The organism is Jonesia denitrificans DSM 20603, from assembly GCF_000024065.1.
Taxonomy (GTDB): Bacteria; Actinomycetota; Actinomycetes; order Actinomycetales; family Cellulomonadaceae; genus Jonesia; species Jonesia denitrificans.
On record NC_013174.1, the window covers coordinates 1,951,913 to 1,976,858 of the forward strand.

General features: G+C 58.9%; 18 protein-coding genes and 1 tRNA gene. 11 read left to right on the forward strand and 8 right to left on the reverse strand.

All coding sequences use genetic code 11. The annotated features are described in order from the left end of the window. Together thrC and JDEN_RS09030 are read right to left on the reverse strand one after the other, a co-directional pair. The gene (gene thrC, locus JDEN_RS09025; RefSeq protein WP_015772060.1) at positions 1–1,071 is read right to left on the reverse strand and encodes a threonine synthase; all 1,071 of its coding nucleotides are present in this window, start codon (positions 1,069–1,071) and stop codon (positions 1–3) included. Next, positions 1,071–2,372, reverse strand: a complete 1,302-nt coding sequence (locus tag JDEN_RS09030; protein WP_015772061.1) for a homoserine dehydrogenase — start codon at positions 2,370–2,372, stop codon at positions 1,071–1,073. Before JDEN_RS09030 ends, thrC begins: the two co-directional genes overlap by 1 nt. Positions 2,373–2,465: 93 nt before the next feature. Here JDEN_RS09030 and JDEN_RS09035 point away from each other — a divergent pair, with 93 nt between their 5' ends. Further along, positions 2,466–2,954 carry a hypothetical protein gene (locus tag JDEN_RS09035; RefSeq protein ID WP_015772062.1) on the forward strand — a complete coding sequence of 163 codons (489 nt, stop codon included), beginning with the start codon at positions 2,466–2,468 and terminating at the stop codon, positions 2,952–2,954. An 86-nt stretch (positions 2,955–3,040) separates the two neighbouring features. Here the strand turns inward: JDEN_RS09035 and lysA are convergent, their stop codons facing one another. Continuing rightward, a complete protein-coding gene (gene lysA / locus JDEN_RS09040) occupies positions 3,041–4,420 on the reverse strand; it encodes a diaminopimelate decarboxylase (RefSeq protein WP_015772063.1) in 1,380 nt (459 codons plus the stop codon). Positions 4,421–4,425: 5 nt separating this feature from the next. Then, entirely contained in the window at positions 4,426–6,102 is a 1,677-nt protein-coding gene (gene argS / locus JDEN_RS09045; RefSeq protein ID WP_015772064.1) for an arginine--tRNA ligase, read from the reverse strand. A 159-nt stretch (positions 6,103–6,261) separates the two neighbouring features. On the opposite strand from argS, the gene JDEN_RS09050 reads away from it, so the two are divergent. From JDEN_RS09050 to JDEN_RS09065, 4 genes are all read left to right on the forward strand, one after another. Continuing rightward, complete coding sequence (locus JDEN_RS09050) at positions 6,262–6,936, forward strand: FadR/GntR family transcriptional regulator (protein WP_015772065.1); 675 nt, start codon at positions 6,262–6,264, stop codon at positions 6,934–6,936. 48 nt (positions 6,937–6,984) lie between these two features. After that, a tRNA-Arg gene (locus JDEN_RS09055) sits at positions 6,985–7,060 on the forward strand. Between the two features lie 158 nt (positions 7,061–7,218). Next, a complete protein-coding gene (locus tag JDEN_RS09060; RefSeq protein ID WP_015772066.1) occupies positions 7,219–8,379 on the forward strand; it encodes a CDP-glycerol--poly(glycerophosphate) glycerophosphotransferase in 1,161 nt (386 codons plus the stop codon). Beyond that, a complete protein-coding gene (locus JDEN_RS09065) occupies positions 8,379–9,497 on the forward strand; it encodes a CDP-glycerol glycerophosphotransferase family protein (RefSeq protein ID WP_015772067.1) in 1,119 nt (372 codons plus the stop codon). The genes JDEN_RS09060 and JDEN_RS09065 overlap by 1 nt, the downstream gene beginning before the upstream one ends. Here the strand turns inward: JDEN_RS09065 and JDEN_RS13065 are convergent. Beyond that, positions 9,494–10,057 (reverse strand): MarR family winged helix-turn-helix transcriptional regulator, encoded by a 564-nt coding sequence (locus JDEN_RS13065; protein WP_015772068.1) that lies wholly within the window; start codon positions 10,055–10,057, stop codon positions 9,494–9,496. The genes JDEN_RS09065 and JDEN_RS13065 overlap by 4 nt on opposite strands. A 299-nt stretch (positions 10,058–10,356) precedes the next feature. On the opposite strand from JDEN_RS13065, the gene adhE reads away from it, so the two are divergent. After that, positions 10,357–13,119, forward strand: coding sequence for a bifunctional acetaldehyde-CoA/alcohol dehydrogenase (adhE, locus tag JDEN_RS09075; protein WP_015772069.1), 2,763 nt, complete (start codon positions 10,357–10,359; stop codon positions 13,117–13,119). A gap of 195 nt (positions 13,120–13,314) precedes the next feature. Here adhE and JDEN_RS13070 read toward each other — a convergent pair whose 3' ends face one another. The 3 genes from JDEN_RS13070 to JDEN_RS09090 form a co-directional block, all read right to left on the reverse strand. Further along, on the reverse strand, positions 13,315–14,991 hold the full coding sequence (locus tag JDEN_RS13070; RefSeq protein WP_015772070.1) for a M15 family metallopeptidase: 1,677 nt from the start codon (positions 14,989–14,991) through the stop codon (positions 13,315–13,317). Positions 14,992–15,197: 206 nt separating this feature from the next. Beyond that, positions 15,198–15,983 carry a CBS domain-containing protein gene (locus tag JDEN_RS13075; RefSeq protein WP_015772071.1) on the reverse strand — a complete coding sequence of 262 codons (786 nt, stop codon included), beginning with the start codon at positions 15,981–15,983 and terminating at the stop codon, positions 15,198–15,200. Continuing rightward, the gene (locus JDEN_RS09090; protein WP_015772072.1) at positions 15,980–16,999 is read right to left on the reverse strand and encodes a transporter associated domain-containing protein; all 1,020 of its coding nucleotides are present in this window, start codon (positions 16,997–16,999) and stop codon (positions 15,980–15,982) included. Before JDEN_RS09090 ends, JDEN_RS13075 begins: the two co-directional genes overlap by 4 nt. A gap of 227 nt (positions 17,000–17,226) precedes the next feature. On the opposite strand from JDEN_RS09090, the gene JDEN_RS09095 reads away from it, so the two are divergent. From JDEN_RS09095 to JDEN_RS09115, 5 genes are all read left to right on the forward strand, one after another. After that, positions 17,227–17,925, forward strand: a complete 699-nt coding sequence (locus tag JDEN_RS09095) for a response regulator transcription factor (protein ID WP_015772073.1) — start codon at positions 17,227–17,229, stop codon at positions 17,923–17,925. A gap of 58 nt (positions 17,926–17,983) precedes the next feature. After that, the gene (locus JDEN_RS09100) at positions 17,984–19,066 is read left to right on the forward strand and encodes a sensor histidine kinase (RefSeq protein ID WP_015772074.1); all 1,083 of its coding nucleotides are present in this window, start codon (positions 17,984–17,986) and stop codon (positions 19,064–19,066) included. A 9-nt stretch (positions 19,067–19,075) separates the two neighbouring features. Then, entirely contained in the window at positions 19,076–19,993 is a 918-nt protein-coding gene (locus JDEN_RS09105) for an ATP-binding cassette domain-containing protein (RefSeq protein WP_015772075.1), read from the forward strand. Beyond that, complete coding sequence (locus JDEN_RS09110; protein ID WP_015772076.1) at positions 19,993–20,802, forward strand: ABC transporter permease; 810 nt, start codon at positions 19,993–19,995, stop codon at positions 20,800–20,802. Before JDEN_RS09105 ends, JDEN_RS09110 begins: the two co-directional genes overlap by 1 nt. Positions 20,803–21,148: 346 nt before the next feature. After that, entirely contained in the window at positions 21,149–24,919 is a 3,771-nt protein-coding gene (locus tag JDEN_RS09115; protein ID WP_226926564.1) for a multifunctional oxoglutarate decarboxylase/oxoglutarate dehydrogenase thiamine pyrophosphate-binding subunit/dihydrolipoyllysine-residue succinyltransferase subunit, read from the forward strand. The last annotated feature ends 27 nt before the right edge of the window (positions 24,920–24,946 follow it).

Sequence of the window (24,946 nt, forward strand, 5' to 3'; positions counted from 1 at the left end):
TCAGTTCAGTCCCAGAGCCTGCGCAATGGACACCACATCAGCGGTGACTCGCACGGGAGTGATGTCCTCGCCAGATTCTGTGCGAAGCGCCCACGCCGGATCTTTCAAACCATGGCCGGTGACGGTAATAACAATGGTGGCTCCGTGGGGCACGCGGCCAGCGGCAGCGTGCTTGAGGATCCCCGCAGCTCCAGCGGCCGAGGCTGGCTCAACAAACACGCCAACATCGGCGGACAGCAACCGGTGAGCGGCAAGGATTTCGTGGTCTGTGACGGAGTCAATGAGACCGCCTGAGGTGTCTCGTGCTGCCAGAGCTTTGTCCCAGGACGCGGGGTTCCCAATGCGGATAGCGGTGGCAATAGTTTCTGGTTCGTCAAACGGGTGTCCAGCAACGATCGGGGATGCACCTTCGGCTTGAAAACCCCACATGGCGGGGGTTTTTGTGGCCTGACCAGCGTCGTAGTATTCCTGGTACCCCTTCCAGTACGCAGTGATGTTCCCTGCGTTTCCTACCGGCAGAGCGTGAATATCGGGGGCGTCACCAAGGACGTCAACAACCTCAAATGACCCGGTTTTTTGTCCTTCAATACGGTCAGGGTTGACCGAGTTCACGAGCTCAACCGGGTAGGCTTCAGCAAGTTTCCGGGCCGCGACAAGGCAATCGTCAAAGTTTCCGTCGACTTGGAGGAGTTGTGCACCGTGGGCAATGGCTTGTGAGAGCTTCCCCATGGCAATCTTCCCATCCGGGACCAGGACAGCACAGACCATTCCAGCGTGAGTGGCGTAGGCGGCGGCGGACGCGGAGGTGTTACCGGTCGATGCGCACACTACTGCTTTGGCTCCCCGAGCAGCAGCAGCCGAAATTGCGGTGGTCATGCCCCGGTCTTTGAAGGAACCGGTGGGGTTCATGCCTTCAACTTTGAGGTAGACCGTTGCACCGGTTGCCTGGGACAGTGCTGGGGCCGGAACGAGTGGGGTGCCCCCTTCACCGAGTGTCACAATGTGGGTGGTGAGGTGTTCTGGCAGGTAGTCGGCATATTCTTTGATGATGCCTTGCCACACGTGGGCCATCAGGAACCTTCAATTCGTAGGACGGACATGACTTCATCGACCACGTCGAGTGATGTCAGCGCTGACACGGTGTCAGCCAGGTCAGCTTCTCGAGATGTGTGGGTTGCAATGACGAGGACAGCATATCCATCTTTGTCATGGCGGAGATCTTGGGTGACCGCTTCGATGGACACGTCCCGGGCCGCAAACTCTTTGGCGATGCTGGCAAGGACACCTTGCTGGTCTAGCACGCTCAAACGGATTTGGTACCGGGTGAGGGCGTCACCTGGTGCGGAAATGGGCAAGTCTGCTGCCACAGATTCTCCTGCTCCGCGAGCACCAAGGACCCGGTTGCGGGCAGCTGTGACGACGTCACCCATGACTGCTGATGCGGTGGGAGCCCCACCTGCGCCTTGCCCGTAGAACATGAGTGGGCCGGCGTTCTCTGCTTCGACGAACACAGCGTTAAACGCATCTGACACGGAAGCGAGGGGATGTGTGGTGGGCACGAGCGCGGGGTGGACACGGGCGGAGACTCCGTGGGTGGTGCGTTCGCAGATGGCAAGGAGTTTGATGACATGCCCGCTGCGGGTAGCCCAAGCAACGTCCTCTGCGGTGACTTTGGTGATCCCTTCGCAGGCAACGTCGTCGAGGTGGACGCGGGTGTGGAAGGCCAGTGAGGCGAGGATCGCAGCTTTGGCGGCTGCGTCGTGTCCTTCGACGTCGGCGGTGGGGTCGGCTTCGGCGTATCCCAGGCGTTGTGCATCGGCGACTGCGGTGTCGAGGGTGAGCCCGTGGCGGGTCATTTGGTCAAGGACATAGTTGGTTGTTCCGTTGACGATGCCCAGTACTCGGGTGATGTTGTCCCCTGCTAATGATTCCCGGATGGGGCGGATGATGGGGATGGCTCCGGCGACTGCAGCTTCGTAGGCAAGGTCAACGTTTTCGTGTGAGGCACGCTCGTACAGGGCTGGTCCTTGCTGGGCAAGGAGTGCTTTGTTAGCGGTGACCACGGAGGCACCTGATGCGAGGGCGTGCTCAATGAGCGACTGTGCGGGGTCAATACCGCCCATCACTTCGATGACGATATCTGCGTTTTCCACGAGCTGGGTGGCGTCGGCGGTGAGGAGGTCGGTGGGGATGGCGGGATCGCGCGGGACAGTAGTGTCACGGACCGCGATTCCCACGAGTGTCAGTTCAGCTCCGACCCGGCGCGCAAGAGACCGACGTTCGTGTAACAGGATGCGCGCGACCTGGGTTCCAACCACCCCACACCCGAGGAGGGCAATGCGGATGGGTTGGTGCTCCGTGTGTGCTGGCACTGATGCCGCCTTTCCATGCTGTGATGTCCACAGCCAACAATACCTGCGTCTGTTGTGGGGGCAGCGTCACCGTTCACTGAACGGACGTGTGGGGTGGAGAGTATTCCAGGTGCACGAGTGGGCGCATCGTTTTACCGTGACACCATGACGTTGACGCGCCCGACGCAGGAACAGCGAGTTCTGCTTGATGCCATTGTCGCTGCGAGCGATGATCTTGCGCCTGCTTTAGAGGCGCAGTTCGCTGATGCTTTAGTGACCCACAATCAGTGTCCTATTTGTTTTGATCTTGCGGTGTCCACTGATGCGGCAGTGACCGATATTTCCCGGGCGCGTCTAGCTCGTCTTGAGTCGCCGCTGACGTTTGACGCCGTGGGCGTGGCAGACACCTCAGATGAGGATGAGGTTCCCACGATTTCTTTGTCGCTTGCCGCCGAGCCCGGTGACCCACCCAGTGTGTTGGTGTGGCACACCGGTGGCATTGTGTCGTCCATTGAGATTATGTGGCATGAGGGGGAACACCCAGAACTCAATGATCTTGAACTACCACTCGTGCGGGTGGTGGACGGTTCTGACATTGCGTGACGATGCGCGCCCAGTCAGGTGGGCGCGCATCGGAAGGTGGTTTCCCGGCAAGCGGCCGGGGTGTTGTGGGGCACTTCGTGCCGCGGTTAGCCCAGGTCGGTGGCGAGGAGGTCGTCTTCGGTTTCGCGTCGAACGAGGACGGTTGTGTGCCCTTCGCGGACCGCGATCACCGGCGGCTTGAGGAGGTTGTTGTAGTTCGAAGCCATGGACCTGTTGTAGGCGCCTGTTGCCGCAACGACGAGGAGATCTCCGGGCCCAATGTCGGCGGGAAGGACAACATCAGGGATGATGATGTCCCCGGATTCACAGTGTTTCCCGACCACGCGGGCAAGGGCACCTTGCTCACTTCCGGTGCGGTTCGCGAGACGGGCCGTGTACTGGGCGCCGTAGAGCGCGGGGCGAATGTTGTCAGACATTCCCCCGTCCACTGACACATAGAGCCGGGTGACGCCTTCATCTGTGACCACAGGTTTCACAACGCCCACCCGGTAACAGGTGACCATTGCTGGGCCAATGATGGATCGGCCTGGTTCGATCGAGATCCGGGGGATTGTTGTGCCTAGTTCTGCTGCGACTTCGGACAGTGTGGTGGCGAGCCGCTGAGCGAGGTTGGGCACATCGATTGGTGTTTCCTCTGGTGTGTATGCAATGCCATACCCGCCCCCAAGGTCAAGCTCCGGCATGAGGTAACCCGTTGCATGCTCAAGGTCGGCACGCAATGTCAGCATTTTGCGAGCGTTCACCTCAAAAGCGGTGGGGTCTTGGATTTGCGAACCGATGTGCGCATGTGCCCCCAGGAGGTGCAGTTCTGGGTGGTCAAGGACCGCTGTGAGGGTGGCAAGCGCTTGTCCGCCGGCCAGGGATAACCCAAATTTTTGGTCTTCGCGTGCGGTGGCAATGAAATCGTGCCCGCCAGCGTGAATCCCTGTGGTGACCCGGACCATAACAGGCACTGGGTCCGCCGCAGTGCGTCCGAGGGCACGGGCGACCCGAACGATGTCATCAATTTCACCAGGTGAGTCAATGACGATGCGCCCCACCCGGTGTGTGATGGCCCGGCGGCGTTCCTCATCGGACTTGTTATTCCCATGCAACCCCATGTGGTCGCCGGGGATACCTGCCCGCAAGGCAACAGCCATTTCACCCATCGATGCGGTGTCAATCCGCAGGCCTTCCTCATGGGCCCAGCGCGCCACCGCGATGGACAGGAATGCCTTTCCCGCGTAGTACACGTCAACGTCGACCCCCAGCGGGGAAAACGCTGCCCGAAACGCATCGCGGAAAAGTTGGGCACGTTCCCGGAAGTCGGACTCATCAAGGAAAAAAGCGGGGGTGCCGTGCTCATCAGCTAACTGGGTGGCGCTCACACCAGCCAGCACGAATTCACCGTCGTGAAGGCGGGCGTTGCGAGGCCACACATGTTCAGTGAGAGCGTGTTGCTCGGATACAGCGTCAACCGACGTCATCACAGTCACATCCGTTCGGGCGCGGACACACCAAGAAGCGACAGCGCGTTGCGTAGAACCTGGCCAGTTGCGTCATTGAGCCACAACCGGGTGCGGTGAGTGTCCGTGACCTCGGCCCCACTGAGTGGGGTGACACGGCATTCGCTGTACCACTTGTGGTAGGCGCCAGCGAGCGCCTCAGCGTACCGTGCCACCCGGTGTTGCTCACGTAGTTGCGCTGCTTGCTCAACGATGCGCGGATATTCGGTAAGGCGACCAATGAGTTCCGTTTCGGTCGGGTGTGACAGGGTCGCAGGGTCAAACGCATCATCACGGTGCACCCCCGCTGCGGCAGCGTTCCGAGCGACATTAGCGGTCCGTGCATGGGCGTACTGCACGTAGAACACCGGGTTGTCGTTGCTGGCCTTGGCAAGAACATCAAGGTCGATGTCGATGCTTTGGTCCACTGAGGATCGAGCGAGTGCATACCGGGCTGCGTCCACCCCGACGATATCCACCAGGTCTTCTAAGGTGACGACTGTGCCGGCACGTTTCGACATGCGCAATGGTTCACCATCTTTGACGAGGTTCACCATTTGGCCAATGAGAACTTCAAGGTTTGTGTGTGGGGTGTCCCCAAATGCTGCACAGACAGCCATGAGACGCCCAATATACCCGTGGTGGTCTGCTCCGAGCATTATGACAACTTCATCGCTGCCGCGTTCTCGTTTATTCAAGTAGTAGGCAATGTCACCGGCAATATAGGCGGCGTCACCATCGGACTTGATGACAACACGGTCTTTGTCGTCACCAAAGGTCGTGGTTCGAAGCCAGGTGGCACCATCCTGTTCAAAAATATGCCCATTGTCCCGCAGCTTGGCAATCGCTTTGTCCACTTCCCCTGACTCATACAAATGGTTCTCGTGGAAATACACGTCAAAGTCGACACCAAAATCATGCAGTGACTGTTTGATCTGACCAAACATCAACTCCACACCGCGGGCACGGAAAAACTCTTGAGTATCTGCAGGATCTAAACCAAGAACATCAATGCCCTCCGCTGCCGCAAGAGCAAGTACCTGCTGGGCAATGTCATGAATGTACTGCCCACCGTACCCGTCCTCAGGAACCGGTAGCCCCTGCGCCGACGCCACCAACGACCGGGCAAACCGGTCGATCTGGGCACCATGATCGTTGAAGTAATACTCCTTCACCACATGAGCACCCGTTGCCTGCAAAATACGCGCCAACGAGTCCCCTACTGCCGCCCACCGGGTCCCACCAATGTGAATCGGACCAGTCGGGTTCGCCGACACAAACTCCAAGTTAATCGTGCGCCCCGCGCGAACCGCAGAACGCCCATACTCGCCGCCCGCCTCAACAATCGTGCGCGCCAACTCACCGGCAGCCGCCGTGTCCAACGTGATGTTCAAAAAACCGGGCCCCGCAACATCAACCCGAGCGATACCCGCTTGCTCCTGCAACCGCGCAGCAAGCGCATCGGCAAGCACACGAGGAGGCTGCCCCGCCTTCTTTGCCAACTGCAACGCCACATTTGTTGCCCAATCACCATGATCACGTTGACGCGGACGCTCCACATGAATCATGTCAGGAACATCCGAAGACGCTAACGTAATCGCTCCCGCCGAAACAGCGTCAGACAGAGCAGTGTGCAAAGCAGTGGAAAGTTCATCAGGGGTCACCCGACGATTCTAACGCGACCACACCCCCCGCCACGCAGCCCACCACAGACCAAGATCAACGACACACTTACCCATCAGTAAGATCACACGCTACGCTGAGACGCAGATCAATTCATGGGCTCATTGGCGCGCCCCACCCTTCACACGAACAAGGCAACCATGTCACAACGTTCTAACCTCATCGATCAAGCAGTCGCCGCACTGCGCGCCCGGATCCGCTCCGGAGAATGGGCCGTCGGAGAACGCATCCCCACCGAACCCGACCTCACCCAACTACTCGGGGTAGGACGCAATACCGTCCGCGAAGCCGTCCAAGCACTTGTCCACGCGGGACTACTTGTGCGTCGGCAAGGATCCGGCACCTACGTTCGCTCCACCTCTGAAATGTCCCAAGCCATGGGCCGACACCTCGAAGACGCCAACTACCAACACATTCTCGAAGTACGCCGCTCCCTGGAAGTCGAAGCTGCACGACTGGCCGCCACCCGCCGCACCGACACAGACATCGACAACTTGCGCGCCTCGAACGCAGCCCGCCAAGACGCCTTCGCTTCTGGTGACGTGGACTCCATGGTTCGCGCAGACGTCACCTTACACTTTGCTGTCGCCCAGGCCGCCCACAACCCAGTCCTCGCGTCGCTCTACGAAGGGCTACTCGAAGCCGTCAGCCAAAACATCCGCCGCAACGTCGAACACATAGTGTCCGCCCACACCGAAGACGACCACGACGGACTCGTCGAAGCCATCATCCTCGGAGACCAGTACCTGGCAATGACCGAAATGGCCAGCTACATCGACCACTACATTGAGAGACGCGACACATCCGCCACCTGAGATGCACCACCTGCCCGTTGAGGCTGGTATTCTGATACGCGGCAACACGCCCTCGTAGCTCAGTGGATAGAGCGTCTGCCTCCGGAGCAGAAGGTCGTAGGTTCGAATCCTGTCGAGGGCACCACAACACAGCAAGGCCCGGCACCCACCACGGTGTCGGGCCTTGCGTCATTGATGGACACAGTTCACAGCGCGGACGCATCAAGTTCCTTCTCAACGAGGTATGCGAAGGGCGCACACAACACGACGCAACCCTCCACATCGAGGGGATAAAATGGCCTGATGCCACAGTCCGTCTCCGTGAAGTCACTTCTGCAAATAGTCCGCCAAACCCCGTACATTGTGGGGTACCTCTTCTTCACGGTTGTGACCCGACGCCAGCCCATCGTGCTTTTTTTGTCTGTGTCCTCTGACCGCCTTGTAGGGAACATGGCAGCAGTTCACGATGAACTCACAGAACGTGGCATTCCTATTGAGGCGGTGCTTCGCAAGAGTTTGCGTCACCGACTCCCGTTTCGTGAGCGGGTGAGACTCTGCGCCGTGATGGCACGCGCCTCAGTCATCATCGTTGACGACTTCTACCCCATGATCTACCAAATACCATTGCGGCGCGGGACCCAACTCATCCAACTATGGCATGCATCCGGGGCGTTCAAAACAATGGGATTTTCCCGCGCCGGTAAACCAGGAGGCCCCATTAAGGGGTCACGCACCCACAAGAACTATTCGGCGGCGATCACCTCCTCCGAACAGGTGCGAAAAAACTACGCGGAAGCGTTTGGGATCAGCATCGACAAAGTACACGCCACCGGCATTCCCCGAACTGACCCATTTTTTGATGACACCATCATTGAACGTTCCACAATGCGTGTCCGTGACGAGTTGAGTATCCCTGATGGCCACCGGCTGCTGTTGTTCGCTCCAACATTTCGAGGAAATGGGCAACTGAGCGCCTACTACAACGACGAATGGATTGATTGGACAGACCTTGCTGACCGCCTGGGGCCAGGGTGGGTGATCGGATACCGGCCACACCCGTTTGTCACCTCACGCCCTCAGGCACTATCAGATCCACGGTTCCGTGATCTGTCTGGATGGTCAGACACCACCTCGTTACTCATGGCAACCGATGTCTTAGTGACCGACTATTCTTCCATCATTTTTGATTTCGCTCTCCTCGGGCGCCCCACCGTGTTTTTCTGCCCTGACCTCGAGGAATATATCGCTGCCCGTGATTTTTACTACCCGTACGACTGGTACACCTACGGTCCTGTGGCACGCACTCATGAGGACCTAGTTGCCCATGTCACCCATGGCACCTGGGATACTGCAGCTCACGACGACTTCCTCACCTTCTTTTGCGGGGCTTGTGACGGTCAGGCAACTGCTCGAGTTGTTGACACATTGATCGCCCCCCACCTGCAGGTAGGTGGCCGGTCGTGATGATTGTCGCCGCATGGGCGGTGCGCGCTGTGTTGTCTGTTGTGTATGCACCGATGCGCATGCTGCACCGTCGACACAAAGTGACATTTATTTCTCGGCAAGGAAACTCCCCCTCCACCGATTTCACAGCATTGGTCAATCAGCTCTCGCACGACGATCCTTCCGTGGAGATCACCGTGTTGACTTATGAATTTCACACGTCGATGCGCCGCAAGGTTGGTTATCTCGCCCACGTGTTTGTGCAGATGTACCACATTGCCACGTCACGGGTTGTTGTGTTGGACACGTACTGCATTCCGGTCTCGGTGCTCCGCCACAGTCCTGGTCTTCATGTCATACAAATGTGGCACGCGTTGGGATCAATCAAGAAGTTTGGGTATTCCATTGTGGACAGCGGTGAGGGGTCAGATTCACGGGTTGCATCAGTGATGCGCATGCATGCACGGTACGACGTGGTTGCCTGCAGTTCACCCGCGTGCGTGCCTGCATTTGCTGAGGCATTTGACACGCCTTCTGAACGAGTTGTTGTGGCTCCTCTCCCCCGTGTTGATGTGCTCACTAATCGCGCTCACATGGCACAGCAGCGCGAGCGTCTCTACCGCGTTTTTCCAGAACTACGGGAGAAGCCAACTGTGCTGTTTGCACCGACCTTCCAAAAGGGCCAGCACTTCGCTGCTGACGAACTACACCGGTATTTTGCCAAGCACGGGTACACCCTCATTGCGAAACCTCATCCCGTTGCGTTGTCCGGGGCACGGGATACTACCTCGGTGCGCTACGCACAGTACAGTGCATTCGAATTGCTTGCGGTCGCTGATTTCCTTGTGACTGACTACTCGTCCATCATGCTTGAGGCTGCTGTTGCAGATGTTCCTGTGATGATTTTGGCGCCAGATGTTGAGGAGTATTCAGCGAAACGAAGTTTTTATCTGGATTTCGCTGCCGAGGTTCCCAGTCCAATTACTCGCAGCTTTGACGAACTACTCGAGCACATGAAGACATGGGATGGTGACCGGACAGCGTTGCGTGCCTTCGCGGATCGGTGGGTGTCATACCCAGAGGTCGGTACCTGCACTGAGCACCTGGCTAGGATGATCCAGTCACACCTCGTGGACTAAGAGCGTTCCTCGTCGTTGTCAGGCATCCGCGCACCTCGTGAGTATTCTTCCCATCTCCGAGAGATCCTGCAGGTCAGTGCGGCAAATGTGGTGAGTTCCTCGTCTGTCCACCCATCAACAACCTGGTCCATGAGCTCTTCAGAATGGGCAAGGAATCGCTGCGCCGCAGCCTGCCCATCATCTGTCAGGACGATGTAGGTCGCTCTACGGTCCGCCGGGTCTGGTTCACGGCGCACGTAACCGACCTCGGTCAAACGGCCAATGAGTTTCGACACGGCTGAGGCCCCAATGCCGCGGCGTGCAGCAAGTTCACTGGGGTGCATCCGACCGTACTGTGCCAACAAATAGAAGTGGGAAATGTCAGCAGGGTCAAGAGGCACGTCCGCTTCCTGTGCGAACCTCTGAAACATTGCAGGCGTCGTCCATTCAAGGACAAGGCGAACAAGTTCGGTGAGAACGTGGTCCCTGGTGTCTTTGAGTTGGTTCGTTGGGCCATCGCTGGTGAGGTGGGGGTGGTGATGGTCGTTCTGTCCACCGTCAGCTGTCGTTTTGGGGTGCATCGTCGCCTCCACACCGGGCGCTGATCGGACGTGCATTGTGTGTTATCTTGTACCATTAATCTACGGCTGAGCTCACCTAAGCATGCGCAACATCAGCCACCTTTCTTGGGTTAGCCAGGAAATTCACCCGCCCTCGTTTCACCGCTCTCCTTCACTCACAGCGCCGTGTTCAGGCAACGTGGCATTTGTTCACGAAAAATTCTTAATCATGGGACCTTTTGACCTATGTGGTCAGGCCACAGGACGGTAGTCTGAAGACGTAACGAACACGGTACGAACCGCCCCGAAAGAGGGACACCATGACTGCCACAGAAAATGCCGTCGCCACTCCTGCACAACAGGAAGTCGATGCGCTCGTCACCAAAGCTCAGGGTGCACTCAAGGAATTCCTTGCACTCGACCAAGAAGCCGTTGACTACATTGTCAAGAAAGCATCCGTTGCCGCGTTGAGCGTCCACGGTGAACTCGCCGTCTCCGCTGTGAAAGAAACCGGCCGCGGCGTCTTCGAAGACAAAGCAGTGAAGAACATCTTCGCCTGCGAACACGTCACCAACTCCATGCTGTCCCTACGCACAGCAGGTGTAATCAGCCACGACGAACTGACCGGAATCACCGAGATCGCTGAACCAGTTGGCGTGATCTGTGGCGTGACTCCCGTCACGAACCCCACCTCCACGGCCATCTTCAAAGCTCTTATCTCACTGAAGACCCGTAACCCCATCGTTTTCGGGTTCCACCCCTCCGCACAAAACTGCTCCGTTGAAGCCGCTAAGGTTGTCCGCGACGCAGCTGTCGCCGCGGGGGCACCTGAAGACTGCATCCAATGGGTTGAACACCCATCACTGGAAGCAACCAGTGCCCTCATGAACCACCCAGGTGTGGCACTCATCCTCGCCACCGGTGGAAACGCCATGGTACGCGCAGCGTACTCCTGCGGAAAACCAGCCCTCGGTGTTGGCGCCGGAAACGTCCCCGCCTTCATCGAACGCACCGCACGCCTCAAGCGCGCTGTCAACGACGTTGTCTTGTCTAAGGCATTCGACAACGGGATGATCTGCGCATCAGAACAGGCCGTCATCCTTGACGAACCCATCTATGACGAAGCAATGGCTGAGTTCCGTAAGCTCCACGCTCACGTAGCCACACCAGCAGAAAAGAAGATGCTTGAAGAGTTCATCTTCGGTGTCAACGCGAACAGCGAGAACTGCGGAGAAGCCAAGCTCAACGCAACAGTCGTGGGTAAGTCTCCCGTATGGATCGCAGAGCAGGCTGGCTTCGAAGTTCCTGAAGACACCTCAATCATCCTTGCTGAAATCTCCGAAGTTGGCCCCTCAGAGCCACTGTCCCGCGAAAAGCTCAGCCCCGTGCTTGCCGTTCTTCGTGCCAAGGACGCTGAAGAGGGTATTCGCCTCTCTGAGCAAATGGTGGAATTTGACGGTCTGGGCCACTCCGGTGCAATCCACTCCGATGACCAAGACATCATCCGGGAGTTCGGCAAGCGGGTTAAAGCTGTTCGTATCATCACCAACGCCCCCTCCGCACTGGGTGGTATCGGTGACATCTACAACGCTTTCATCCCCTCCCTCACCCTGGGCTGTGGCTCCTACGGACACAACTCAGTTTCCAACAACGTGTCGGCGGTAAACCTCGTGAACGTCAAGCGCATCGGACGCAGGAACAACAACCTCCAGTGGTTCAAGGTTCCAGCAAAAACCTACTTCGAGCCCAACGCGATCCGCTACCTCGCTGACATGCGTGGCATCAACCGCGTCACCATCGTCACCGACCCCACCATGACCAAGCTCGGCTTTGTGGACCGCATCCTCGATGTTCTTCACCGCCGCCCCGGTAACCGGATTGCGTTGCAAATCATTGACAACGTCATGCCAGAGCCAACAGTGAAGTTCGTTCAGGAAGGTGCCGCGCAAATGCGTCACTTCCAGCCTGACACGATCATCGCACTTGGTGGTGGCTCCCCGATGGACGCTGCCAAGGTGATGTGGCTGCTCTACGAACACCCAGACATCGAGTTCTCCGACATGAAGGAGAAGTTCTTCGACGTCCGTAAGCGTGCCTTCAAGTTCCCTGACCTTGGCGCTTTGGCCAAGTTGGTCTGCATCCCCACCACGTCAGGAACTGGTTCGGAAATGACACCGTTCGCGGTGATCTCTGATCCAGAGAAGAACAAGAAGTACCCACTTGCTGACTACGCGCTGACACCCACCGTGGCGATTGTGGACCCCGTACTCACCGAAATGATGCCGGACTTCCTCGCCGCAGACACCGGTTTCGACGCTCTGACCCACGCAACCGAGGCGTATGTGTCGGTGTACGCCAATGACTACACCGATGGTCTTGCACTCCACGCGATCAAGTTGATCTTCGACAACATCGTGTTGTCGGTCAAGGGTGGCCCAGGGTCAAAGGACGAGAAGGTCGTCAAGGCTCGGGAGAAGATGCACAACGCCGGTGCGATCGCCGGTATGGCGTTCGGTAACGCGTTCCTTGGCATAGTCCACGCCATGTCCCACGTGACCGGTTCGACCTTCAAACTAGTTCACGGTCGGACAAACGCCACCTACCTGCCGCACGTGATCCGCTACAACGGAACTGTTCCCACCAAGCTCAACGCCTGGCCAAAGTACGAGCACTACGTTGCTCCAGAACGGTTCCAGCAGATCGCTGCTCACCTCGGACTTCCTGCGTCAACGCCGGAGGAGGGTGTGGAATCCTACGCACGCGCCATCGAAGAACTGCGTGAAGCTGTCGGAATTCCTGCATCATTCCAACTGCAAGGCGTGAACGAGGAAGCCTTCATCGGTCGCCTCGACGAGGTTGCAATGGGCGCATACGAAGACCAGTGCGCACCAGCAAACCCACGCATGCCGATGATCGAGGACATGAAGACCATCATGGAAGCTGCGTACTACGGCACCAGCTTCGATGAGGTGCGGGCGCGCCGGAAGGCTGCACGTGCAGCTGAGGTGGCCGTAGCCAAGGAGGAAACCGGGGACGTGGCAGCTCCGGTCGACGAACCAAAGGCTCGCGGTAAGCGCAAGTAAGCGTCAGCCTGGCGCAGACACTGCGGGTGGGGAAAGCACACGCTTTCCCCACCCGCTTTGTTTCGTGGAGGAGGCGGGTCAATGTGATCGTTGCGTACAACGAACTCACATTGGCTACCAGAACAGCAGTGAGCCCCGGCACCTGAAGTGCCGGGGCTCACTGCTGTTGTTCACTGGGATTGTGGACAGCCTGCTTTACCGTGAGGCCATTTCTTCGACACCCGCTGTGTATTCCCAGTGCCATGGTTCATAGGACCGTGACGCCCAGCCAGGTTGCGCCCAGCCGTATGTGGGGGCGTTCTCTTTCAGCCAGTTCCATTTATCCCAGGCTTGGTAGGTGTCAGGGCATATGTCGATCGCGAGGCCCCACCCGTGGTTAGACGTACCTGGGGTCGCAGCCAGTGACCCTTTTGTTGCTTTCAGGGTGTATTGGGTGCTGAGGGTGCGGTATCCGTCGGTGACACACATGGCGTGGCCAAACCGCGCTTGGTATTGCTCATTCAGCGCGGCCAAAGCGATAGCGGCATCCGCGCGGAGGTACTGGTTGTTCATCACGCGGCAAAGGTCTGATGTGGCGAGCTGACCGTTGGTACCAGCGGGCCGCACACCGGACTCGCATCCTTCAAGGACTTCACGTTGTTCAGAGCGTGAGGCAACAAGGTATGCGCGTTGATCTTCAGAGACAGATTGTGCAATGCCTGCGGGCACGTCGGTGGTTGTCGCCCCTGCTGCCACGACGTCGACCGTGTTAGGGCCGTCGTATTCGACTGGTTGTGCATCCGCGAAAATGGGGGCGTCTGTCTGCGTCCCGCCCATGAGAATAGGAGCAGCGATAGTCGCCGCAGCGATCGATCCGAGGACTGCGAACCGTGACATCCACCGTTGTGAACCAGACGCAGTTCGTTCGGACCGTTCCCGACTGATTTGGCGTTTCTCAGCCCCCACTGAACTACTGGGGGCGAGGAGGTCATCCAGTGGGAGGTGTCCGTGGGGTTGCGCAATTGCGGGAGACACCGCCGAGCGTACTGGTTGGTGGCATTGCGCATCAGAAGTCAACGCACCGTGGGGGCTTGTTGCTGAACGCGCTGTCTGTGGAGTGACAACAGATAAGAACGAGGGAGCGGGAGCGGAAAGCGGTGAGGAAGCACTGGGGGCTGAGGTTGGGGTTGCCGCGGAACGCCCAGATCCAAGGATCAACACCGATTGTGTGGGGTGAGGGTTGGGTGCAACGAGTGCTGCTTCCACTCGCGCGACAACTGCGTTGACTTCAGCAAGAATGTTGGCGACGGATGGGTCCACCGCGGGTGCAGGAGTCGCTGCTGACGGGTGGGCGGGGAGTTCTTTGTCCCGCACAAGTGTCGTGCTTGGTGCTGGGGTGATGCTGCTGGCTGGGCTCGCAGCTGTCGCTTGCACTGCACGTGCGCGCCGTGTGCGCGCAGTAGCGCGTGGTTGGTGTGGGGTGGGCACGCTGGGGGCGCTGGCTTTGGGGGCGTTGAGCGGTGCGGACGCAGTTTGTGCCGCAAGTGCCTGAAGTTCAGCGAGCGCTGGACTTGAGTGGGAATCCGCTGGCGGCTGTGGGGCGGGGGGTGTGGTGCTCTCGTTGCTCCGTTGCGCGTTCTCGAGTGCACGCAGTTGGGCACGTGTGAGCGGTTGACGTGATGTTGGCACCTCGGACACCCGTGGCCGCGGTGCAGGGCTTGTTGGACTTGCTGCTGATGCCCGCCGAGAGCTACGGGTTGCGGCTGGTGTTGTGCTCCCATTAGTTGGCGTTGGCAACGATGCCTGAGCGCGCTGTTCTTGTTCCGCGAGTTCCCGTAGTTGGCGTCGGGTGAGAGGCTGCTGTGCGGTGGTTCCCGCGTGGCGCTCTTCCACATCGACTCCTGTCCGTGTCCTTCTTGGGCACACCCCTGGAAGGCAGGCAGAGATCATGCGTGCACGTGGCGGTGGTGCATGTGTTTCTGCGGCGGTCACGCTCTGTCCAGGGAAGCGTTGCATTTGATCATAGTCACTTCACCCGCTGTTTCCAACCCCCCTGTTCAGTACAGTTCTCCCCACCGCATGTGTCGCATGGTGCAGTGTCAGGTGGATGTGGGGTCAGCTGGGTGGTCATCGCGCCATGTGGGGCGTTGCATGGAGTCCCGTATTTCTCCGACTAGCTTCTCGATGACGTCTTCGAGGAACACCACTCCGATTGTTGTGGTGCCGTCGAGGACTCTGGCGAGGTGTGCGCCGGAGTGTTGCATGGCGAGGAGCGCGTCACTGACCGAGTCATTGCTACGGGCGACGGCGAGTGCTCGGTGTGTGGCGGGGTCGAATGGGTGGTCTCGGCGGTGGTCGTCGATGTGCAGTGTGTCTTTGATGTGGATGTACCCGGTCATAGTGGTTGCGTCGGTGTCCATGATCGGGAAACGCGAGTAGCCGGTGCGGGTGACGAGGTCGTCAAGTTCGTTGGGTGTTGTTCGGGGGGTGATGGTGACGAGACGGGAGGTGGGGATCATCACGTCGGCGACGGTGTGGGCGGCGAACGCACGAGCTTCGGCGAGGAGGTCGTTGTGGGTGGGGTGCGCAGTGGTGACTGGTGGTGGCTGGTGCGGTGCGGTGAGGTTCGTGACGTAGCGGGTGGGGGCGATCACTCCGAGGGCGAGGGTAAGCCAGAGGACGACGCAGAAAAGGATGATGCTCAGCGCAGTGGTCTGCATTGTGGTCATGGTGGCAGCAAGAAGTATTGCCACGAGTGCGGGCGGAAGCGTGGCGGCGAGCACCCGGATGGAGGTGGCGCGAGTGCGGGCGGAGTGGAGGGTGGTCAGGGAGGCGAGGAACGCAATAAGTAATGTGATGAGGATGGCGGTGGCGATGGGGTTCATGTCGTCGTGCGTTTCACTCGCAGTTTGTCGATGCGCCTGCCGTCTGTCGTGTCCACGGTGATGGTGACGTTGCCGGGCAGGTTTGTGGTGGCTTCTTGGGCGATTGTGATGCTGGCTCCTGGTTGTGGGATGTCAGCGAGGGTTTTCATGACTAGTCCGGCGAGGGTTTCGTAGTCGGGGTCTGTGGGCAGGCGAAGTCCGGTGCGTTCGGCGAGTTCGTCTGGGCGCAGGTGTCCAGGGACGGACCACGTTCCGTCCGAGGCGTAGAGGACACCTGCGCGGCGTGGGTCGTGTTCGTCGGCAACGTCTCCGACGATTTCTTCGACGACGTCTTCGAGGGTGACGATCCCTGCGGTTCCTCCGTATTCGTCTTCGACGATGGCCATTTGGCGTCCTTGTTCACGCAGGAAGTTCATGAGTGGGCGCAGCGTCATGGTTTCGGGGACGCGGGGGGCGTCGTCCATGATCGCGGCGGCGGGGACGTCGGGTCTGCGATCTGGGGGGACGGAGATGGCACGGCGTAGGTGGACGAGGCCGAGGATATCGTCGCGTGATTCGCCGGTGATGGGGAATCGGGAGTGTCCGGTGTGGTGGGCGCGGGTGATGACGTCGGTTGCTGTTGCGTCAGGGGGCAGAGTGATGAGTCGGGTTCGGTCGGTCATGACGTCGCCGGCGCGGAGTTCGTCGAGGTCGGCGGCACCGGCGATGAGGTCGGTAATGAGGTCGTCAGCCAGGTCGTTGGCAGGTGGTGAGGACTTCACCTGTGGGGTGCCGCGCAGGACGATGGCAGCGGTGAGCGCACTGATGAGGAGCACGGCGCAGGCAATGAGTACAGCCGCGACGAGGTGAGCGGACGCAGCGCTGAGGGTGGAGTCGGTGAGAGTAGTGCTCAGTGGGGTGTGGAGGAAAGCGTAGGCAAGGTACCCCACGATGAAGGTTCCTGCGGTCATGACGAGGTCTCGTCGCACTGTGGGTGGTGTGGAGGGGCGTGGCGTGGTGGCCGGTTGCCGTGTCATAGTGGCTCGATTCTATGGCATTGGCGTGGTCTTCTTGTGGCGATTGCCACTCATTCGTGCACGGAGGCTTCACAGTTTTTACTCAGGTAAACCGAAGTAAAGGCCCATAGTTGTGTGCGACAGTATGGAGAGAACATTTCTTTACTGGCGCTCATGATGTGATCATTGTGGGTTTTCGGCAGGCATCCTGCTTGCCGTCGGATCGATTACCTGGCACGGGAGGCGCGATGTCGACCATTCTCATCGTTGAAGACGAACCAGCAATTGCCACCGCAATTGCGCAACGCCTCACTGCTGAGGGGTGGAGAACTGAGGTTGCCCGCGATGGGTTGGCGGCCGTTGACGCTGCTGCTCGCTTACAGCCAGACGCTGTGGTGTTGGATGTCATGCTTCCAGGAATTGATGGGCTTGAGGTGTGTCGTCGGATTCAGGCTGACCGCCCGGTACCGGTGTTGATGCTCACTGCGCGCGATGATGAGACTGACATGTTGGTTGGCCTTGGTGTGGGTGCAGATGACTACATGACAAAACCGTTTTCGATGCGTGAGTTGGTGGCACGGTTGAAGGCACTGTTACGGCGGGTGGATCGCGCTGCACAGGCGTCGGTGTCTCCTGCTGAGGAGTCGAAGATCACGGTGGGTGATGTTGTGGTGGACCGCCAACAGCGTCGTGTGTACCGGGGGGTTGAGGAGATTCATCTGACGCCAACTGAGTTCGATTTGTTGGTGATGTTGGCGTCTGCCCCGAAGACTGTGCTCACTCGTGAGCGTCTGCTTGCTGAGGTGTGGGACTGGGTCGATGCGAGCGGGACTCGCACTGTCGATTCGCATATTAAGGCGTTGCGGCGAAAGCTTGGGGCTGACCTTATTCGTACTGTGCACGGTGTTGGGTATGCGTTTGAGCCTCCTGAGGAGGACGCCCCGTAGCGTGCGCCTGTTGTTGCCCATTCCACGTGTGGTGCGTTGTGTTCCGTGAGGTGTTGGTGTGGATTCTCGTCAGCCGCCGCGTTTAAAGGCGTCGCTTCCCGATGTGCGCCCTTTGGATCGTGCCCGGTCCCTGAAGGTGAAACTGTCGGTGGTTGTGGTGGTTTCGGTGCTCATTGCCGCGTCGATTACATGGTTGGGGTTGCGTAACGGGTTGGGACCGACCAAAACCTTTCCGTTGGCGATTATTTTTTCGCTGTCGTTTACGTTGTTGATTGCACGCGGAATGACTTCTCCGTTACGGGAGATGACAGCAGCGGTGAGCGCCATGGCGGAGGGTGATTATTCGCAGCGTGTCCGGGCCACCAGTCATGACGAGGTAGGGCAATTGGCGTTGGCGTTTAATGCCATGGTTGAGGAGATCGCGTCTTCTGACCAGATTCGGCGCGACGTCATTGCCAACGTGTCGCATGAATTGCGCACCCCTGTTGCGGCATTGCACGCTCAGTTGGAGAACTTGGTTGATGGGGTTGTTGAGCCGACCCCGGCAACGTTGCATACGGCGCTCACGCAAACGGAGCGCCTTTCGCGGCTGATTTCTTATCTTCTTGATTTGTCTCGTATTGAGGCCGGGGCCGCGGAACTTCGGGTCAAGGAGTTCGCTGTTGGGGATTTCCTGGAAGACGCTGTCGGCGCGTTGACCATGCTTGAGGCGGGCAAGCAACTGGATTTTGTGGTTGATGTTGATCCCGGTGATTTAACAATCACCTCTGACCCTGAACGTCTGCGACAGATTGTCACGAACCTGGTGCAAAATGCGATTCGGCATTCGCCTTATGGGGGCACTGTCACTGTTGTTGCACGGGAGGAGGGGGACGAGGTGTTGCTGGACTTCCTCGACGAGGGACCAGGGATCGCCGTCGAGGACCGGGAACGTATTTTCCAGCGCTTTGCTCGTGGTGGCCCAAACTCTCGGTCGGTGAATCACCCGACCTCTGGTGGGACTGGAATTGGGTTGGCAATTGTTCGGTGGGCAGTGGACCTGCATGGCGGTTCGGTTCGGGCACTGGAGGCACCAAAGGGCGCGAGAATACACGTCCGGCTACCCAAGAACCATACTTTGGTTGGACATCAGCCCTCGTAGGATGAAGGCATGGCCTCATCTTCTGACATTATCGTCTCGCACGTTACGAAGGAGTTCGGTCCGGTTCGCGCTGTTGACGATTTGTCGTTTACGGTGCGTTCGGGGCGCGTCACTGGTTTCTTGGGTCCTAATGGGTCTGGGAAAACGACGACGCTGCGAATTCTGCTGGGTTTGGTCCGCGCATCGTCAGGCGAAGCAACGTTCGCCGGTACTCGGTACGCGGATCTGACTCACCCCCTCACCCACGTGGGAGCGTCGCTCGAGGCGACGAGTTTCCACCCAGGGCGTTCCGCGCTGAACCATTTGCGCTCGTATGCGCCTCTTGCCCAGGCTGACGATGCGCGTTGCCGTGACTTGTTAGCACTGGTGGGGTTGGCACAGGTTGCCGATCAGCGCATCGGCGGTTTTTCTTTGGGGATGCGCCAGCGTCTTGCTTTGGCTGCGTCCCTGCTGGGCGACCCCGATTATTTACTTCTCGATGAGCCCGCGAACGGGTTGGATCCCGCTGGTATTCGGTGGTTGCGTGGGTTCTTGCGGTCACTTGCTCAGCAAGGCAAGACCGTGTTGGTGTCGTCGCACATGCTGTCGGAGGTGCAGCACTCAGTCGATGATGTGGTCATCATCTCGCGCGGGCAACTGCGCCACCAGTCGTCCATGGAGGGACTTGCCGCCCTGTCTGTCCCGCGTGTCCGGGTTGCCAGCCCTGATGTGGACAAACTAGCGGGGATCGCCCAATCACAGGGGTGGACTATTGTGCAGTCGCACCCGGCCTCCTCGGAGCGTCCAGGCGTGTTGGACCTCGAAGGTGTTGGGCTTGCTGCTGTGGGTGAAGCTGCTTTTGTCGCGGGTGTCATGGTGCAGGAACTCACTGACCTGACGGAATCACTAGAAGATGTCTTTTTGCGTTTAACTGAGGGGATGAACTGATGCGTCAGGTCATTGTGAGTGAGTACCGCAAACTGGTCACCACTCGGATGTGGTGGGTGTTGCTCATCATCATGACGGCTTACATGGCCTTGACTGCGGGCATGCTTGCAGCGTTGTTTGGTATGGGCGAGTCGGGGTCGTTGGGCGCCGAGGGCGCTCCGGTGTCGATGATGTCTGATGAGCAGATCACTGCCGCGGTGTACACAACAGCTGTGTCCTTTGGGTACGTGTTCCCTGCGGTTATTGGGGTGATGTCCTTTGGTGGCGAGTTCCGCCACAAAACAATCACCGACACGTTGTTGGCGGTTCCGCATCGCACCCGCCTGTTGGGCGCAAAGCTCATTTCGGCTCTTCCGATGGGGCTCATGTATGGGGTGGCAGGCACCGCCGGTTGCGTTGCTGTCGGAGCTGGTATTTTTGCTGCTTTTGACATTGATCCCATGCTGTCGTCTGGGGAGACCTGGGAAATCATTGGTCGTTCCGTGTTGGCGTTGACCATGTGGCTCATCACAGGGGTGGCGTTGGGGGCATGGCTCACTAATCAGGTTGCCGCCATTGTTGTCCTGCTTGTGTTCACGCAGTTCGTGGAACCCATTGTGCGCATGTTCTTACCGCAGTTGTCCTGGGGCGAGGGTGTGGCCAAGTATCTGCCTGGCGCGGCAGGGGACGCGATTGCTGGGGGAAGTTTCTTCTCCACGGTCGGCACTGAACTGTTGCCGATGTGGCAAGGGGTCCTTGTGTTGGCCGCGTACACAGTGGTGTTCGCGCTTGTTGGTCGGTTGACGTCACTGGCACGAGACATCTCGTAATGGTGTGTCGACCCATGGTGCACTGACCGCGCCGCGAGTCCATAATATGGACGCTTTGGAATCCGGCCCTCTTGTTCGCTTCAAGCGAACAAGAGGGCCGGTTCGTCATTTCTTCACCTCCCACCAACCAAAACCCACTGCCCCCACCGGAAAACTGGCAGTATTTTGACGACACCAAAGCACCCCATGGAAGGCCCTTTACCCACAGATAACAGCGTTCCTCCGATCCTCCACTTCCGCACCACATCTACACCCGCCCACCGGGCCAACCTCACAGAACTTCTAGGCCCAAGGCCCTACCCTAGTGAGAGGAAGCCACCACACCCGGTGGAAACAATGCGTGAAAGTGGGCGAACCCAACGTGTCCTCCAATGCTGAGTCAACGTCGATCGGCACCTCAAACACCGACTTCGGAGCCAACGAATGGCTTGTCGACGAAATCCGCGAGCAATACCTCGCGAACCCCGACTCCGTCGCACCAGAATGGCGTGAATACTTCGCCTCCGCGACCCCCGCACCAGCAACAACCCCCACCACCCCAGCCCCCGCCCCACGCGAGTCGCAAGCAGAACGCGAAACCCGCAAACAACACCAGGCAGCCACCGTGAGCACACCAGAACCCACAAGTGCCCCCAGCCCAGAACGGCCCGTCGCGACCGCGCAGCCTGCCACCGCACCCTACGCAGCCCAAGCAAAACGCGCATCGAAAGTCGTTAACGACGACACACCCGACAACATCGAACGCCTCAAAGGCCCAGCCGCGCGACTCATCAAAAACATGGAGACCAGCCTCGAGGTCCCCACCGCCACATCCGTGCGCGCCATCCCCGCCAAGCTCATGGTGGACAACCGCATCGTCATCAACAACCACCTCGTACGCACCCGCGGTGGCAAAGTATCCTTCACCCACCTCATCGGATTCGCGCTCGTTGAAGCCCTCGCTGACATGCCAGCCATGAACGCCGGGTACCTCGAGCAGGACGGAAAACCCGCTGCGGTTTATCCCGCGCACGTCAACATCGGTCTTGCCATTGACATCCAAAAGCCTGACGGCACCCGCCAACTCCTGGTCCCGGCCATCAAAAAGGCCGACACCATGGACTTTGCTCAGTTTGTCAGCGCCTATGAAGACGTTGTCCGCCGCGCTCGCCAGGGCAAACTCGACATTACTGACTTCCAAGGTGTCACCGTCTCCCTGACGAACCCCGGCACCATCGGAACCGTCCACTCCGTCCCGCGCCTCATGAAAGGCCAAGGAGCCATCATCGGGGTCGGGGCCATGGACTACCCGGCAGAATTTGCTGGTGCCTCCACAGAACAACTCTCCCGCATGGGTGTCTCCAAAGTCCTCACCCTCACCTCCACCTACGACCACCGCATCATCCAAGGTGCACAGTCCGGTGACTTCCTGCGCATCATCGCAACCAAACTTCTGGGTGAAGACGGCTTCTACGACCGCGTGTTCCAGGCGCTACGCATCCCCTACGAACCCGTTCGTTGGGTACGCGACAACACCATCAACGCAGACGCCGAAGCGGAAAAACCAGCGCGTATTGCCGAACTCATCCACTCCTACCGGTCCCGCGGCCACCTCATGGCTGACACAGACCCCCTCGCCTACCGACAACGGCGCCACACTGACCTCGACATTCAAACCCACGGGTTGACCCTGTGGGACCTCGACCGAGTCTTCCCCGTCCACGGGTTCTCCGGCCGGTCCAAAATGTCATTGCGCGACATCCTCGGGATCCTCCGGGACTCTTACTGCCGGACCGTCGGCATCGAGTACATGCACATCGCTGACCGCGACCAACGCGCATGGTTCCAAGAACGCCTCGAAAACCCCTACGAGCGGACTCCCCGCGAGGAACAACTGCGGATTCTGCGCCGCCTCAACGCTGCAGAAGCCTTTGAAACGTTCCTGCAAACCAAGTTCGTGGGGCAAAAACGGTTCTCACTCGAAGGAGGCGAATCGATCATCCCGATGCTGGACGCCATTTTGTCCAGCGCCGCTGAAGGTGGCCTCGATGAGGTGTCCATCGGGATGGCACACCGCGGACGCCTCAACGTGCTCGCGAACATTGCCGGAAAGAGCTACGGACAGATCTTCGCTGAATTTGAAGGCAACCTCGACCAGCGTACCTACCAGGGATCTGGCGATGTGAAGTACCACCTCGGCACGGAAGGGACCTTCACCGCAGAATCTGGGGCAACCACAAAGGTATCCCTGGCAGCAAACCCCTCCCACCTCGAAGCGGTCAACCCCGTCCTGGAGGGGATCGTCCGGGCAAAACAAGACCGTATCGATCTAGGCGGCGACGGGTTCTCCGTCCTACCAATCCTCGTTCACGGTGACGCCGCGTTCGCAGGACAAGGCGTGGTCATGGAGGTTTTGAACCTCTCCCAGCTACGGGGATACCGCACCGGTGGCACCATCCACCTCATCATCAACAACCAAGTAGGATTCACCACCGGACCATCAAACTCACGGTCCACCCACTACGCCACCGACGTTGCCAAGGGCTACCAAGTACCCGTCTTCCACGTCAACGGTGACGACCCTGAAGCTGTTGTACGCATCGCACGGCTTGCTTTCGACTACCGGGAACGGTTCAACCAAGACGTCATCATCGACATGGTGTGCTACCGCCGCCGTGGACACAACGAAGGTGATGACCCGTCAATGACCCAACCGCTGATGTACAACCTCATTGAAGCGAAGAACTCGGTGCGTAAGCTCTACACCGAAACTCTCGCATCCCGTGGCGACATCAGCGACGAGGAAGCTGCCGAAGCTCTCCAGGACTACCAAAACCAACTCGAACGTGTCTTCACCGAAACACGAGAAGGCGGTTTCGTCCCACCCGCCGACACCGAACCTGTCGCAGGTTTGGAGCGCCCTGAGTCCCAGCGTGAAGACGCCGGCACCATGGTCGGATGGCAAACAGCTGTCCCACAGTCAGTCCTTGACCGCATTGGTGATGCCCACATCAACCCACCTGCCGGATTCACCGTGCACACAAAGCTGCGGCAACTGCTTGATAAGCGCCACAAAATGGTGAGTGAAGGTGGCATTGACTGGGGTTACGCCGAGATTTTGGCGTTTGGTTCCCTCCTCATGGAAGGAACTCCTGTTCGACTCGCTGGGCAAGACTCTCGACGCGGCACCTTCGTGCAACGGCACGCGGTTCTCCACGACCGCAACACCGGGGCAGAATGGACTCCCCTGCTGTACTTGTCCGCCGACCAAGCAAAGTTCTGGGTCTATGACTCATCACTGTCCGAATATGCGTGCCTCGGATTTGAGTACGGGTACTCCGTGGAGCGCCCCGACGCACTCGTGCTGTGGGAAGCCCAATTTGGCGACTTCGTCAACGGGGCTCAAACAGTGATCGACGAGTTCATTTCCTCCGCAGAGCAAAAGTGGTCACAGAACTCCTCAGTGGTTCTCCTCCTCCCACACGGGTATGAAGGACAAGGACCCGACCACTCCTCGGCACGCATCGAGAGGTTCTTGCAACTGTGCGCTGAGAACAACATGACGATCGCCTATCCCTCAACTCCAGCCCAGTACTTCCACCTTCTGCGGCACCAAGCGTACGCACGCCCTCGCCGCCCGCTGGTCGTCATGACACCAAAGTCCATGCTTCGACTCAAAGCAGCCGCATCAACACCCGCAGATTTCACCTCAGGCACATTCCGACATGTCATTGGTGACGACGCTGCCGCTGCACGCGCCGCCCAGGGGGGAACAATTGACCGCGTCGTCGTGTCCACCGGGAAAATCTCCTGGGAGCTCCTCGCCCACGCGAAGAAGACCCACGACACCTCCACTGCTTTTGTTCGCCTAGAACAGCTTTATCCGCTCGATGGTGACCAACTCCGTGAGGCGTTGGCACCCTTTGGGGATGCTGAAGTGGTGTGGGTCCAAGAAGAACCCGAAAACCAGGGTGCCTGGCCATTCCTTGCCCTGAACCTTCCCCAACTGATAGAAGGACGCTCCCTGCGTGTTATCGCCCGCCCTGCATCCGCATCGCCAGCAGTCGGTATCGCCAAGGTGCACAAAGCGGAACAAGATAGCCTGATTCAACGAGCTTTTGACCGCGACAACACGTAGTGCGCAGCAAACTTTGAGCGACACCAT

Coding starts and splice junctions, on each gene's coding strand:
- thrC (WP_015772060.1), bottom strand. CDS start 1,071: ATGGCCCACGTGTGGCAAGGCATCATCAAAGAATATGCCGACTACCTG.
- lysA (WP_015772063.1), bottom strand. CDS start 4,420: ATGACGTCGGTTGACGCTGTATCCGAGCAACACGCTCTCACTGAACAT.
- JDEN_RS09050 (WP_015772065.1), top strand. CDS start 6,262: ATGTCACAACGTTCTAACCTCATCGATCAAGCAGTCGCCGCACTGCGC.
- JDEN_RS09060 (WP_015772066.1), top strand. CDS start 7,219: ATGCCACAGTCCGTCTCCGTGAAGTCACTTCTGCAAATAGTCCGCCAA.
- JDEN_RS09065 (WP_015772067.1), top strand. CDS start 8,379: ATGATTGTCGCCGCATGGGCGGTGCGCGCTGTGTTGTCTGTTGTGTAT.
- JDEN_RS13065 (WP_015772068.1), bottom strand. CDS start 10,057: ATGCACCCCAAAACGACAGCTGACGGTGGACAGAACGACCATCACCAC.
- adhE (WP_015772069.1), top strand. CDS start 10,357: ATGACTGCCACAGAAAATGCCGTCGCCACTCCTGCACAACAGGAAGTC.
- JDEN_RS13075 (WP_015772071.1), bottom strand. CDS start 15,983: ATGAACCCCATCGCCACCGCCATCCTCATCACATTACTTATTGCGTTC.
- JDEN_RS09090 (WP_015772072.1), bottom strand. CDS start 16,999: ATGACACGGCAACCGGCCACCACGCCACGCCCCTCCACACCACCCACA.
- JDEN_RS09095 (WP_015772073.1), top strand. CDS start 17,227: ATGTCGACCATTCTCATCGTTGAAGACGAACCAGCAATTGCCACCGCA.
- JDEN_RS09105 (WP_015772075.1), top strand. CDS start 19,076: ATGGCCTCATCTTCTGACATTATCGTCTCGCACGTTACGAAGGAGTTC.
- JDEN_RS09110 (WP_015772076.1), top strand. CDS start 19,993: ATGCGTCAGGTCATTGTGAGTGAGTACCGCAAACTGGTCACCACTCGG.